14 protein-coding genes and 3 tRNA genes are annotated in these 12,363 nt (G+C 69.1%); 14 read left to right on the top strand and 3 right to left on the bottom strand.

The annotated features are described in order from the left end of the window. Window positions 1–6 precede the first annotated feature (6 nt). The 8 genes from ACTWP9_RS06270 (at window position 7) to ACTWP9_RS06235 (ending at window position 4,689) form a co-directional block, all read left to right on the top strand. Window positions 7–420, top strand: coding sequence for a roadblock/LC7 domain-containing protein (locus ACTWP9_RS06270; protein ID WP_180289953.1), 414 nt, complete (start codon window positions 7–9; stop codon window positions 418–420). A gap of 94 nt (window positions 421–514) precedes the next feature. Then, window positions 515–1,282 carry a DUF742 domain-containing protein gene (locus tag ACTWP9_RS06265; protein ID WP_443244967.1) on the top strand — a complete coding sequence of 256 codons (768 nt, stop codon included), beginning with the start codon at window positions 515–517 and terminating at the stop codon, window positions 1,280–1,282. After that, window positions 1,263–1,859 carry an ATP/GTP-binding protein gene (locus ACTWP9_RS06260; RefSeq protein ID WP_078513645.1) on the top strand — a complete coding sequence of 199 codons (597 nt, stop codon included), beginning with the start codon at window positions 1,263–1,265 and terminating at the stop codon, window positions 1,857–1,859. Before ACTWP9_RS06265 ends, ACTWP9_RS06260 begins: the two co-directional genes overlap by 20 nt. Window positions 1,860–1,962: 103 nt before the next feature. After that, entirely contained in the window at window positions 1,963–2,745 is a 783-nt protein-coding gene (locus ACTWP9_RS06255) for a fumarylacetoacetate hydrolase family protein (protein WP_443244966.1), read from the top strand. Beyond that, window positions 2,738–4,225 (top strand): glutamate--tRNA ligase, encoded by a 1,488-nt coding sequence (gltX, locus tag ACTWP9_RS06250; protein ID WP_443244965.1) that lies wholly within the window; start codon window positions 2,738–2,740, stop codon window positions 4,223–4,225. The genes ACTWP9_RS06255 and gltX overlap by 8 nt, the downstream gene beginning before the upstream one ends. Window positions 4,226–4,390: 165 nt before the next feature. Continuing rightward, window positions 4,391–4,462 (top strand) — tRNA-Gln (locus ACTWP9_RS06245). Window positions 4,463–4,508: 46 nt separating this feature from the next. Beyond that, window positions 4,509–4,581, top strand: a tRNA-Glu gene (locus ACTWP9_RS06240). A 35-nt stretch (window positions 4,582–4,616) separates the two neighbouring features. Further along, a tRNA-Glu gene (locus tag ACTWP9_RS06235) sits at window positions 4,617–4,689 on the top strand. Between the two features lie 109 nt (window positions 4,690–4,798). On the opposite strand, the gene ndgR is transcribed toward ACTWP9_RS06235, so the two are convergent. Next, on the bottom strand, window positions 4,799–5,515 hold the full coding sequence (gene ndgR, locus ACTWP9_RS06230) for an IclR family transcriptional regulator NdgR (RefSeq protein ID WP_443244964.1): 717 nt from the start codon (window positions 5,513–5,515) through the stop codon (window positions 4,799–4,801). A gap of 166 nt (window positions 5,516–5,681) precedes the next feature. Between ndgR and leuC the strand changes: the two genes are divergently transcribed. From leuC to ACTWP9_RS06210, 4 genes are all read left to right on the top strand, one after another. Further along, window positions 5,682–7,106 (top strand): 3-isopropylmalate dehydratase large subunit, encoded by a 1,425-nt coding sequence (leuC, locus tag ACTWP9_RS06225; RefSeq protein WP_443244963.1) that lies wholly within the window; start codon window positions 5,682–5,684, stop codon window positions 7,104–7,106. Window positions 7,107–7,144: 38 nt separating this feature from the next. Further along, on the top strand, window positions 7,145–7,738 hold the full coding sequence (gene leuD, locus ACTWP9_RS06220) for a 3-isopropylmalate dehydratase small subunit (RefSeq protein ID WP_443244962.1): 594 nt from the start codon (window positions 7,145–7,147) through the stop codon (window positions 7,736–7,738). A 320-nt stretch (window positions 7,739–8,058) separates the two neighbouring features. Then, window positions 8,059–8,313, top strand: a complete 255-nt coding sequence (locus ACTWP9_RS06215; protein ID WP_443244961.1) for a hypothetical protein — start codon at window positions 8,059–8,061, stop codon at window positions 8,311–8,313. Window positions 8,314–8,437: 124 nt separating this feature from the next. Then, window positions 8,438–9,070: an HU family DNA-binding protein gene (locus ACTWP9_RS06210; RefSeq protein WP_443244960.1), complete on the top strand. Its 633-nt coding sequence runs from the start codon at window positions 8,438–8,440 to the stop codon at window positions 9,068–9,070. A gap of 196 nt (window positions 9,071–9,266) precedes the next feature. Here the strand turns inward: ACTWP9_RS06210 and ACTWP9_RS06205 are convergent, their stop codons facing one another. Both ACTWP9_RS06205 and cofC read right to left on the bottom strand, forming a co-directional pair. After that, window positions 9,267–9,470, bottom strand: a complete 204-nt coding sequence (locus ACTWP9_RS06205) for a hypothetical protein (protein ID WP_443244959.1) — start codon at window positions 9,468–9,470, stop codon at window positions 9,267–9,269. A gap of 9 nt (window positions 9,471–9,479) precedes the next feature. Then, on the bottom strand, window positions 9,480–10,151 hold the full coding sequence (gene cofC, locus ACTWP9_RS06200) for a 2-phospho-L-lactate guanylyltransferase (RefSeq protein WP_443244958.1): 672 nt from the start codon (window positions 10,149–10,151) through the stop codon (window positions 9,480–9,482). 249 nt (window positions 10,152–10,400) lie between these two features. On the opposite strand from cofC, the gene ACTWP9_RS06195 reads away from it, so the two are divergent. Then, window positions 10,401–11,255 carry a lysophospholipid acyltransferase family protein gene (locus ACTWP9_RS06195; RefSeq protein ID WP_443244957.1) on the top strand — a complete coding sequence of 285 codons (855 nt, stop codon included), beginning with the start codon at window positions 10,401–10,403 and terminating at the stop codon, window positions 11,253–11,255. Continuing rightward, window positions 11,252–12,286 (top strand): NAD(P)H-dependent glycerol-3-phosphate dehydrogenase, encoded by a 1,035-nt coding sequence (locus ACTWP9_RS06190; RefSeq protein ID WP_443244956.1) that lies wholly within the window; start codon window positions 11,252–11,254, stop codon window positions 12,284–12,286. Before ACTWP9_RS06195 ends, ACTWP9_RS06190 begins: the two co-directional genes overlap by 4 nt. Window positions 12,287–12,363 lie beyond the last annotated feature (77 nt).

Here is a 12,363-nt window from a genome sequence, read left to right as displayed (position 1 = left end):
AGCCCGATGAGCCAGGCGGCGCAGAACCTGAACTGGTTGATCACCAACTTCGTGGAGAACACCCCCGGGGTCTCCCACACGGTGGTGGTCTCCGCCGACGGACTCCTGCTCGCGATGTCCGAGGGCTTCCCGCGCGACCGCGCCGACCAGCTGGCGGCAGTCGCTTCGGGGCTCACCTCGCTGACCGCGGGCGCGTCCCGGATCTTCGAGGGCGGTGGGGTCAACCAGACGGTTGTGGAGATGGAGAGGGGATTCCTCTTCATCATGTCCATCTCCGACGGCTCCTCGCTGGCCGTCCTGGCCCACCCCGAGGCCGATATCGGCCTGGTGGGATACGAGATGGCGTTGCTGGTCGACCGTGCCGGAGGGGTCCTCACCCCGGATCTGCGAGCGGAACTTCAGGGCAGTCTTCTCAACTAGGGCACAACTGTCCCTTGGCAGTGCGCAACGCGGCCGGGCGCCATAAGGTGCCGTGAGCGCAACGGCCGTCTGTCCGTGAGTCGGAGGAGGAAACGTGGCAACGCCCCCAGGAGGTCCGTCGTCGTACGGCAATGGTCGTCCCGATCAGCCGCAGGACGGTCAGTCCGTCGCGGCCCAGGGTGGGGACGCGCCGTTCCTGAACCGTTTCAACTTCCCCTCGGCACCGAGCGAGCACGTCCAGGGGCCGACCGGTCAGCACCCACAGCAGCCCGGTCAGCCGCAGCACGGCCGGCAGCCGCAGCAGCCCGGCCGGCCGCAGTACGGGGCGCCGCAGCAGCACGGCGGACAACCGCCGCACCAGCCGCAGCACGGAGGGCAGCCGCAGCACGGCGCGCCGCCCCCGCAGCGGCAGCCGCAACACCAGCAGAACCCACAGACCCGTATCCAGCCGGTGCAGCCCGCGCCCGGTGACAGGTCGGCCGGCACCCAGCGCGCCGCCGACCAGCCCCCGCCGCCGCAGCAGCCGCTGGTGCGTCCGTACGCGATGACGGGTGGCCGGACCCGTCCCCGCTACCAGCTCGCCATCGAGGCGCTGGTGCACACCACGGCGGAGACCTCGCAGCTCCAAGGCCAGCTCCCGGAGCACCAGCGGATCTGCCGCCTGTGCTACGAGATCAAGTCGGTCGCCGAGATCTCGGCACTCCTGACCATCCCGCTCGGCGTCGCCCGGATCCTCGTCGCCGACCTGGCCGAGGCCGGACTCGTCGCCATCCACCAGCCGGGCGGTGACGCGACCACCGCCGACGGTCAACCAGACGTGACACTGCTCGAAAGGGTGCTCAGTGGACTTCGGAAGCTCTAGCGCCGGGCCCGTCGGGGGTACGACAGCCCGTTCGACGACCTCCGCGAAGATCGTGGTGGCCGGCGGATTCGGCGTGGGCAAGACGACCTTCGTCGGTGCGGTCTCGGAGATCAACCCGCTGCGCACCGAGGCCGTGATGACCTCCGCCTCGGCCGGTATCGACGACCTGACCCACACCGCGGACAAGACCACCACCACGGTGGCCATGGACTTCGGCCGTATCACCCTGGACCAGGACCTGATCCTGTATCTGTTCGGTACGCCGGGTCAGGACCGGTTCTGGTTCATGTGGGACGACCTGGTGCGTGGTGCTATCGGTGCGGTGGTTCTGGTGGACACCCGCCGGCTGGCGGACTGTTTCCCGGCGGTGGACTACTTCGAGAACAGCGGGCTGCCGTTCGTCATCGCCCTCAACGGCTTCGACGGCCACCAGCCCTACTCGCCCGAAGAGGTCCGCGAAGCCCTCCAGATCGGCCCGGACGCCCCGATCATCACCACGGACGCCCGGCACCGCGGGGACGCCAAGAGCGCGCTGATCACTCTGGTGGAACACGCCTTGATGGCGCGGCTGCGGTAAGAGCCGGGGGCGGGGCAGGGGCACGAACAACCCCGCCCCGCCCGCGACACCCCGTGGAATACGCTGGGGTCCCAGCCATTGGAACCGGCACCGAAGGACCCCCGTGCGCATCGCAAGATTCTCCCTGGACGGAACCGTAGGTTTCGGCGTCGTCGAGGGCGAGCCCTCAACCCCCGAGGGCCCCGTCCTCGACATCATCAAGGGCCACCCTTTCGCAGAGTTCGAGCGCACGGGCCAGAAGCTCCCCATGAGCAAGGTCCGCATCCTGCCGCCCACCCTCCCCAACAAGGTGGTGGCGATCGGCAGGAACTATGCCGAGCACGCCAAGGAGCTCGGCAACGAGGTCCCCGAGACCCCGGTCACCTTCCTCAAGCCGTCCACCTCGGTGATCGGCCCGAACGACCCGATCGGCTACCCGTCCTTCTCCGACGAGCTGCACCACGAGGCGGAGCTGGCCGTGGTCATCGGCCGGCTGTGCAAGGACGTGCCGCGCGAGCGCGCCAAGGACGTCATCCTCGGCTACACCTGCGCCAACGACATCACCGCGCGTGATGTGCAGCGTACGGAGAAGCAGTGGGCCCGCGCCAAGGGCTTCGACGGCTCCTGCCCGCTCGGCCCCTGGACGGAGACCGAGCTGGACCCGGCGGACCTCGGCATCATGTGCACGGTCAACGGCGAACAGCGCCAGCTGGGCCGTACCAGCGACATGATCCGGCCCATCGAGGACCTGATCGTCCACATCACCGAGGCCATGACCCTGCTGCCCGGTGACGTCATCCTCACCGGCACCCCCGCAGGCGTCGGCCCCCTGAACGTCGGCGACGAGGTCGCCGTCACCATCGAAGGAATCGGCACTCTCACCAATAAGGTGATCAAGCGTGACTAACGCGACCGCGGGCCCGGACGTCCGCGTACGTTTCTGTCCCTCCCCGACCGGTAACCCCCACGTGGGTCTGGTCCGTACCGCCCTGTTCAACTGGGCGTACGCCCGGCACACCGGCGGCACCCTGGTCTTCCGCATCGAGGACACCGACGCGGCGCGCGACTCGGAGGAGTCCTACGAGCAGCTGCTGGACGCGATGCGCTGGCTGGGCCTCGACTGGGACGAAGGCCCCGAGGTGGGCGGCCCGCACGGCCCTTACCGGCAGTCCCAGCGGATGGACATCTACGCGGACGTCGCGCGCAAGCTGCTGGACGGCGGTTACGCCTATCCCTGCTACTGCACGGCCGAAGAGCTGGAACAGCGGCGCGAGCAGGCCCGCAAAGAGGGCCGCCCCTCCGGCTACGACGGCCGCTGCCGCGAGCTGACCGGCGAGCAGATCGCCGCCTACGAGGGCGAGGGCCGCAGCCACGTCGTCCGCTTCCGGATGCCGGACGAGCCGATCACCTTCACCGACCTGGTCCGCGGCGAGATCACCTTCCAGCCGGAGAACGTCACCGACTACGGCATCCTGCGCACCAACGGCGCCCCGCTGTACACGCTGGTCAACCCGCTGGACGACGCGCTGATGGACATCACGCACGTGCTGCGCGGCGAGGACCTGCTCTCCTCCACCCCGCGCCAGATCGCGCTCTACAAGGCGCTGACGGAGCTGGGCATCGCCAAGCGGATCCCGGAGTTCGGCCATCTGCCCTATGTCATGGGCGAGGGCAACAAGAAGCTCTCCAAGCGCGATCCGCAGTCCTCCCTCAACCTCTACCGCGAGCGCGGCTTCCTCCCCGAGGGCCTGCTCAACTACCTTTCCCTGCTCGGCTGGTCCCTCGCCGAGGACCGCGACATCTTCTCCGTCGACGAGATGGTCGCCGCCTTCGACATCCACGAGGTCAACTCCAACCCGGCGCGCTTCGACCTGAAGAAGTGCGAGGCCATCAACGCCACGCACCTGCGGGAGATGCCGCTGAAGGACTTCGTCGCCGCCTGCGAGCCGTGGCTGAAGGCCCCCCATGCCCCTTGGGACGAGGCGAACTTCTCCCAGCAGGCGTTCGAGGAGCTGGCCCCGCTGGCCCAGACCCGGCTCACCGTCCTCTCGGACATCACCGACAACGTGGACTTCCTCTTCCTGAACCGGCCCGTGGAGGACGAGAAGTCCTGGCAGAAGGCGATGAAGGAGGGCGCAGCGGATCTCCTCCGTACGGCCCGCGCCAAGCTGGAGACGGCCGACTGGACCACCCCGGAGTCGTTGAAGGAAGCCGTCCTCGCCGCCGGCGAGGAACACGGCCTCAAGCTCGGCAAGGCCCAGGCCCCGGTCCGCGTAGCCGTAACCGGCCGCACCGTAGGCCTCCCCCTCTTCGAGTCCCTCCAGGTCCTCGGCAAGGACCGCACCCTGGAGCGCATCGACGCGGCCCTCGCCAAGCTCGGTTCGTAGCCGCCGAGGTGGGGACGGTGCCCCGGAACGGGGCCCCTGGAACTCGTTTTGGAGCACCGTCCGCCATCGGGTAATGTTCTTCCTGTCGCCGAACGGGGCAGGCCGAAAAGGCCGGAACCGGAGGCGGCCACCCAAACAAAATCCCCACCGGGGGTTGCGTTTCGGTGGGCTATGGTGTAATTGGCAGCACGACTGATTCTGGTTCAGTTAGTCTAGGTTCGAGTCCTGGTAGCCCAGCAAGATCCGCATTGTGTTCAGCAGTGTTCACGTTCTGCGAGATCGAGCCCCCGTTGTGTAGCGGCCTAGCACGCCGCCCTCTCAAGGCGGTAGCGCCGGTTCGAATCCGGTCGGGGGTACGGATTCCGTCCGCAAGGCCGGGATCGAAGGCAGGGCCCCCGTTGTGTAGCGGCCTAGCACGCCGCCCTCTCAAGGCGGTAGCGCCGGTTCGAATCCGGTCGGGGGTACTCGATCAGAAAGGCCCCGCACCTCACGGTGCGGGGCCTTCGTCGTGCTCGCTTGCGGGTCGGCTCCGTACCCGTGCGAGATACGGAGCCCACCCGCAAAACGGGATCCTCAGCCGGGTCTGCGGAGCGACTCGCTGAGTCGGGCAGCGGCGTCGACGATGGCCTGGGCGTGCATCCGGCCGGGGTGGCGGGTCAGACGCTCGATGGGTCCTGAGACGGAGACGGCGGCCACCACACGGTTGGAAGGGCCGCGTACGGGCGCGGAGACGGATGCGACGCCCGGCTCGCGCTCGCCGATCGACTGGGCCCAGCCCCGGCGCCGTACGCCGGAGAGCGCGGTGGCGGTGAACCGGGCACCCTGGAGGCCGCGGTGCAGCCGCTCGGGCTCCTCCCAGGCCATCAGGATCTGCGCGGCGGAGCCCGCCTTCATGGGCAGCGTCGAGCCGACCGGCACGGTGTCGCGCAGGCCGGAGAGGCGTTCGGCGGCGGCGACACAGATGCGCATGTCGCCCTGGCGCCGGTAGAGCTGGGCGCTCTCGCCCGTCACATCGCGTAGGTGGGTGAGTACCGGGCCCGCCGCCGCGAGCAGCCGGTCCTCGCCCGCCGCAGCGGCGAGCTCGCCCAGCCGTGGGCCGAGGATGAAACGGCCCTGCATGTCGCGGGCCACCATGCGGTGGTGCTCGAGAGCCACCGCGAGCCGGTGCGCCGTGGGGCGCGCGAGACCGGTCGCTGAGACCAGCCCGGCGAGGGTGGCCGGACCGGACTCCAGAGCGCTCAGTACCACAGCTGCCTTGTCGAGAACGCCGACGCCGCTAGAGTTGTCCATGCGTCGATACTCACGTCTCAGAGTGTGAAACGCAAGTTCAATTTTCCCAGCGACCCGCCAATCTTGAGAGACGGCCGCCACTTCGTGGGGGTCTCCCCGGCCGAAGGCTGGGGGAGGAACTGGTCTCGACATGTGGGCGGCGACGCTGCCGGCCGAAGGGAAAGCGATGGGACGCACACTCGCGGAGAAAGTCTGGGACGACCATGTCGTCAGGCGCGCGGAAGGCGAGCCGGACCTTCTCTTCATCGATCTGCACCTGCTCCACGAGGTGACCAGCCCGCAGGCGTTCGACGGACTCCGCAAGGCGGGCCGGGCCGTGCGGCGCACGGATCTGACCATCGCGACCGAGGACCACAACACCCCCACCCTCGACATCGACAAGCCGATCGCCGACCCGGTCTCGCGTACCCAGTTGGAGACCCTGCGTAAGAACTGTGCGGATTTCGGGGTGCGGCTGCACCCGCTGGGCGACGTCGAACAGGGCGTCGTACACGTCGTAGGGCCGCAGCTGGGGCTGACCCAGCCCGGGATGACAGTGGTCTGTGGTGACAGCCACACCTCGACCCACGGTGCGTTCGGTGCGCTGGCCTTCGGGATCGGCACCTCCCAGGTGGAGCATGTGCTCGCCACCCAGACGCTGCCGATGGCGCCGTTCAAGACCATGGCGGTCACCGTGAACGGCGAGCTGCCCGAGGACGTCACCGCCAAGGACCTGATTCTCGCCATCATCACGAAGATCGGCACGGGTGGCGGCCAGGGCTATGTGATCGAGTACCGCGGCGAGGCCATCGAGAAGCTGTCGATGGAAGCGCGGATGACGATCTGCAACATGTCCATCGAGGCGGGCGCCCGGGCCGGGATGATCGCCCCGGACGAGACCACCTTCGCCTACGTCCAGGGCCGCGAGCACGCCCCCCAGGGCGGGGACTGGGACGAGGCCGTCGCCTACTGGAAAACGCTGCGCACGGAAGAGGACGCGGTCTTCGACCACGAGGTCGTCATCGAGGCGTCGGAGCTGGCGCCGTTCGTCACCTGGGGCACCAACCCCGGTCAGGGTGCTCCGCTGTCCCATTCGGTGCCCGACCCGGCCTCCTTCGAGGACGCCAGCGCCCGGTACGCGGCCGAGAAGGCCCTGGACTACATGGGGCTGAGTGCGGGTCAGCCGCTGCGCGAGGTCGCCGTCGACACCGTCTTCGTCGGGTCGTGCACCAACGGCCGTATCGAGGACCTGCGTTCGGCCGCCTCGGTGCTCCAGGGCCGCAAGGTTGCCGACAGTGTGCGGATGCTGGTCGTCCCCGGCTCCGTGCGGGTGTCGCTGCAGGCCGTCGAGGAAGGGCTGGACAAGGTGTTCACGGCTGCGGGCGCCGAGTGGCGGCACGCCGGCTGCTCGATGTGCCTGGGCATGAACCCCGACCAGCTCCAGCCGGGTGAGCGCGCCGCCTCCACCTCGAACCGCAACTTCGAGGGCCGGCAGGGCAAGGGCGGCCGTACCCATCTGGTCTCGCCGCAGGTGGCGGCGGCGACTGCGGTACTGGGCCACCTGGCCTCGCCTGCCGACCTGGCGGACGTACGCGAACCGGCTGTTGCCTGACGGGCCGACGCGCCGAGAAAGCTCAAGGGAGACGAGAGATGGAAGCCTTCACCACACACACCGGCCGGGCGGTCCCGCTGCGCCGCAGCAACGTCGACACCGATCAGATCATCCCGGCCCACTGGCTCAAGAAGGTCACCCGCGACGGCTTCGAGGACGGCCTGTTCGAGGCGTGGCGCAAGGACCCCGAGTTCGTGCTCAACCAGTCCGCCTACCAGGGCGGAACGGTGCTGGTCGCAGGCCCCGACTTCGGCACCGGCTCATCCCGCGAGCACGCCGTCTGGGCGCTCCAGAACTACGGCTTCAAGGCCGTCATCTCCTCGCGGTTCGCTGACATCTTCCGTGGCAACTCGCTCAAGAACGGCCTGCTCACGGTCGTGCTGCCGCAGGAGACCGTGGACGCGCTCTGGCAGCTGACGGAGGCCGATCCGACCAGCGAGGTGACCGTGGACCTGGTGCGGCGCAAGGTCGTGGCGCCCGGCGTCGAGGCCGACTTCGAACTGGACGAGAACGCCCGTTGGCGGCTGCTGGAAGGGCTGGACGACATCAGCCTCACCCTGAAGAACGAGGACGCCATCGCGGACTTCGAGAAGTCCAGGTCCTCCTTCAAACCGCGCACACTTGCCGCCTGAGAGACCCTCAGAACACCACTTCACCACCGCGCCCCCGCCGCACCCGGCGGGGGCGCGGTGCTGTGTGCGGCACGTGTGGGCGGTGCGGCTGTATGCGGCACGTATGCGCGCACACGTGCGCTGACGAATGACGTGAATTAGTCTTGACGTCGGCTCCTGTCGCACTCAGGCACAGTGCCGTTCGCGACTCGCCCGCACGACTCGCCGCGAGGTGTCAACAAAGGCTCTGCCCAGCGGAGTTGGTGCGTACACCTCACACGTCCCCGCCCTACGCTGACCCGCTGGAAGCGACAACTCACCCCAGATGGCACAATCACCGCATGGAACGCGACGGTCAACTGGAGCTCTACGACCGACTCGCCGCCCGATTGAAGGAAGCGCACTCCCGGGTGCGCTCCCCGCAAATTCCGCAGAGTGCACGGGTGCCGCTGGCCCGGAAGCTGCTTGTCATCACCGCGGCTTCCAAACACGATCTCGCCGATGCCGAACGGCGTCTGGAGCGCCTGATGGCCGACGTCGACGAGGGGCGATTCAGCGCGGGGCAAGGGGACGTGTGCGCGGACGGAACTCCGTGACGGGCGAGTTCGTTGCGGCACAAGGGTGATTCGCCCGTTTCGTGTTTGATTTGCGGTATATATCTGCCTAGCGTGCGAAAAAGCTGAACACATTCGTTCCGGCAATGTCTCCGAAGGGGAAGACGTGAACAAGGCGCAGCTCGTTGAAGCTATCCAAGATGACCTCGGTGGACGCCAGCAGGCCGCAGACGCGGTCGATGTAGTCCTGGACGCGATCGTTCGTGCGGTCGTCGCCGGTGAGCGTGTTTCGGTCACCGGCTTCGGCTCTTTCGAGAAGGTCGACCGACCGGCCCGTTACGCCCGTAATCCGCAGACCGGCGAGCGGGTGCGGGTGAAGAAGACCTCGGTACCGCGCTTCCGTGCCGGTGCGGGCTTCAAGGACCTGGTGAGCGGGGCGAAGAAGCTCCCCAAGAACGATGTCGCGGTCAAGAAGGCCCCCAAGGGCAGCCTCTCCGGTGGCGCGGCCACCAAGAAGGCCGCGGCCAAGAAGGCGGGTGCCAAGAAGACGGCGGCGAAGAAGACCACGGCCAAGAAGGCCGCACCGGCGAAGAAGGCCGCACCGGCGAAGAAGACGACCGCCAAGAAGGCCGCACCGGCGAAGAAGGCCGGCGCCAAGAAGACAACCGCCAAGAAGGCCCCTGCCAAGACCACCGCCAAGAAGGCACCGGCGCGCAAGACCACCGCCACGAAGGCGCCCGCGCGGAAGACGGCGGCGCGTAAGACCACCGCCAAGAAGACCACGTCGCGTAGGCGGTAGTCCGCTTTCGCGGGTCAGGAGATGAAACGATCCCTCCCAGGTGGCGCACTGTCGCCGACGGGGGAGGGCCACACGCGGCTCTCACGCCGTAACGCCAGCGCCGGGCCGGGCTCCCTCGGGGGAGCCCGGCCCGCGGCGTTTTCCCTGCGTGGGAGGACCCCCACGTTGCCGGCCGTCGCAACCAGTGTGTTCGGGCTTACAGGGTCTGGAGCGTCACCAGGGTGATGCGGCGAGCCTCGGCTTCGCCCTCGAGTTCGATGCGGACCCGTTGGCCGGGGCGGAGCAGGCGGAGACCGCCCGCGTCGAAGGCGGGGGACTCGAAGGGGAGAGGGGTGCCGTCGTCCAGCAGCACGCTGCCGGACCGGGACTCCGGGTCGTAGGTGTACGCCGTGGCCTGCATATCGAAAGCCTAGCGGCCCGGGCCGGGGACGGGTCCCGCGAGCAGCGCCGAGGTGAATTCGCCGACGCCCAGTGCGAGCGCGGCTCGCAGATCCTCAGGTGTGTCCACGTCCTGCCGCACGCTGGGAACTCCCGGTGTCGTCAGTTCCACCGCACCGGAGGCCCGGTGCCGGGTCCGGGAGGGGCCGCCGAAAGCGGGGGAAAGCTCGGTCCGCGGGAGGGCAGTCAGCACAGTTGTGCCGATTTCCGCAGCGTCGGGAAGAAAAGCCCGGGCAAATCCGGAAGCCGCATTCAGTACCCGCTCCAATTCCGCGGGTCGTAGCGCCGGCAGATCGGCGTTCAGGGCCGCGACAGCCGTATCGGGGTCCATGGCGCGTGCCGTCGCGGCTCCGTGTGCGAGCGCCGCGTTCAGCCCATCGCCCGGCAGATCGGGCGCCGGGTGCGCGCCCAGGGCACGCAGTTCACCGGCGGCCAGCGGATCGTCCGTGACAACCACCACACCGCGCACTGCCGGACAGCCGAGCGCCGCACTCACGGTGTCCTGCGCGAACGCCAGCGCGAGCTCGGGTAGGGGAGGGCCCGCTGCGGCGCCCGCAAGCCGGCTCTTGGCCCGGGAGAGAGGCTTCAGCGGCACCACAAGAGTCCACGTCACGGCCGTCACATGTGGCTTCATCGGCCCCATTCTCGCCTCTCGCCGAACGGGGCGACGGGGACAGGGTTACCGTGTGCCCCACAGTTGAGCACGGACAGTGTGCTCGACAGCGAGGCAGTCCACGGCGACACTTGTGCGGTTGTCGATTTGCCCCCAGAGGAAGGGCCCCACAAGGAGCCCCCTAAGGAGATGGTGTCCGGGTGTCCCGCCAAACCGTGTCCGCCCCGGGAGCAACCCCAGGACCATCGGCCGAAAAAGCCGAGCCGAAGGGGGCGCGCAATGCCGGGGAGTGACGGTAAACGCAGGAAGATCGGCTTCTGGTACCGCTTTGCGGCGTTCCTGCTGAAACCCCCGTTGATCCTGCTCTTCAAGCGGGACTGGCGCGGAATGGAGCACATTCCGCAGGACGGCGGCTTTATCACCGTCGTCAACCACAACTCGTATCTCGACCCGCTCTCCTACGCCCACTTCCAGTACAACACCGGCCGCGTCCCGCGGTTCCTGGCCAAGGTGGGCCTGTTCAAGGGCGGTTTCCTGGGCGCTGCGATGCGGGGCACCGGGCAGATCCCCGTATACCGCGAGTCGACCGACGCGGTGGGCGCCTTCCGGGCCGCCGTGGAGGCCATCGAGAAGGGCGAGTGCGTCGCCTTCTACCCGGAGGGCACCCTCACCCGTGACCCGGAGATGTGGCCGATGTCCGGCAAGACCGGCGCTGCCCGGGTCGCGCTGCTGACCAGGGCGCCCGTCATCCCCGTCGCACAGTGGGGCGCCAACCTGGCGATGCCGCCGTACGCCAAGGAGAAGAAGCTGCGGCTCTTCCCGCGCAAGACCCTCACCGTGCAGGCGGGACCGCCGATCGACCTGTCGGCGTTCTACGACCGGGAGCCCACCGCCGAGGCGCTCCGCGAGGTCACCGACGTCATGATGGATGCCGTCACCGAGCAGCTCGCCGTCGTTCGTGGCGAGCCCGCGCCCGCCGAGCGGTACGACATGCGCAAGGCGGCGGTCCGCAGGCGTGAGCAGCGGGCCGCCCGGGAGCACCCGCCCGAGGTGCGCGAGGTGGACGGACAGCACGAGCCGGCCGGTCAGTCACCGGCCACGGCCGAGGCGGCAGAGGGAGAGAAGAACGCGTGAGCCTGCAGGACGGGCGGCAGGAGGAACGACGGAGGAAGGCCGTCGTGTTCGGCACCGGCTCCTGGGGCACCGCCTTCGCGATGGTGCTCGCCGACGCCGGGGTGGAGGTCACCCTGTGGGGCCGCCGGGCCGAGGTCGTCGAGGCGATCAACACCACGCGCCGCAACCCCGGATACCACCCCGACACCGAACTCCCCGCCGCGGTGCGGGCCACCACCGATCCCGCGGACGCTGCCCGGGATGCGGAGTTCACCGTCCTCTCGGTGCCCTCCCAGACGCTCCGCAGCAACCTGGAGTCCTGGCGGGGGCTGCTGCACCCCGGCACGGTGCTCGTCTCGCTGATGAAGGGCATCGAACTCGGCACCGCCAAGCGGATGAGCGAGGTCATCGAGGAGGTCGCCGGTGTCCCCGCCCAGCGGGTCGCCGTACTCACCGGACCCAATCTCGCCCGTGAGATCGCCGCCCGCCAGCCCGCCGCCGCCGTCGCCGCCTGTGTGGACGAGGGGGCGGCACGCGCCCTGCAGAGCGCCTGCCACACCCCGTACTTCCGGCCCTACACCAGCACAGACGTGGTCGGCTGCGAGCTGGGCGGCGCCGTCAAGAACGTCATCGCGCTGGCGGTGGGCATCGCCGACGGGATGGGCCTGGGCGACAACTCCAAGGCGTCGCTGATCACCCGGGGCCTGGCCGAGACCACCCGGCTCGGCCTCGCCATGGGTGCGGAGGCGCACACCTTCGCCGGTCTGGCCGGCATGGGCGACCTGGTGGCCACCTGCTCCTCGCCGCTGTCCCGCAACCACACCTTCGGAACCAACCTCGGCCGGGGCATGACCCTCCAGGAGACGATCGCCGTCACCGAGCAGACCGCGGAGGGCGTCAAGTCCTGCCAGTCCGTGCTGGACCTGGCGCGGCGGCACGGAGTGGAGATGCCGATCACCGAGACGGTCGTGGAGATCGTCCACAAGGGCAAGCCGCCGCTTGTGGCGCTCAAGGAGCTGATGTCCCGCAGCGCCAAGCCCGAACGGGCCTGAGCCGCACGCCGAGCCCCCGGCCGGACGCCTGCCCGGGCGGGTCCGCACGGCGTCCGGGCGCCACGGGGGCGTCCGCA

The organism is Streptomyces sp. 3N207 (genome assembly GCF_052246355.1).
Lineage (GTDB): Bacteria > Actinomycetota > Actinomycetes > Streptomycetales > Streptomycetaceae > Streptomyces.
Note: the sequence above shows the minus strand (reverse complement) of the source record. Positions and strands in the feature narration are given on the sequence as shown.

Coding starts and splice junctions, on each gene's coding strand:
- ACTWP9_RS06270 (WP_180289953.1), top strand. CDS start 7: ATGAGCCAGGCGGCGCAGAACCTGAACTGGTTGATCACCAACTTCGTG.
- ndgR (WP_443244964.1), bottom strand. CDS start 5,515: ATGGACAACTCTAGCGGCGTCGGCGTTCTCGACAAGGCAGCTGTGGTA.
- leuC (WP_443244963.1), top strand. CDS start 5,682: ATGGGACGCACACTCGCGGAGAAAGTCTGGGACGACCATGTCGTCAGG.
- leuD (WP_443244962.1), top strand. CDS start 7,145: ATGGAAGCCTTCACCACACACACCGGCCGGGCGGTCCCGCTGCGCCGC.
- ACTWP9_RS06215 (WP_443244961.1), top strand. CDS start 8,059: ATGGAACGCGACGGTCAACTGGAGCTCTACGACCGACTCGCCGCCCGA.
- ACTWP9_RS06205 (WP_443244959.1), bottom strand. CDS start 9,470: ATGCAGGCCACGGCGTACACCTACGACCCGGAGTCCCGGTCCGGCAGC.
- cofC (WP_443244958.1), bottom strand. CDS start 10,151: ATGGGGCCGATGAAGCCACATGTGACGGCCGTGACGTGGACTCTTGTG.
- ACTWP9_RS06195 (WP_443244957.1), top strand. CDS start 10,401: ATGCCGGGGAGTGACGGTAAACGCAGGAAGATCGGCTTCTGGTACCGC.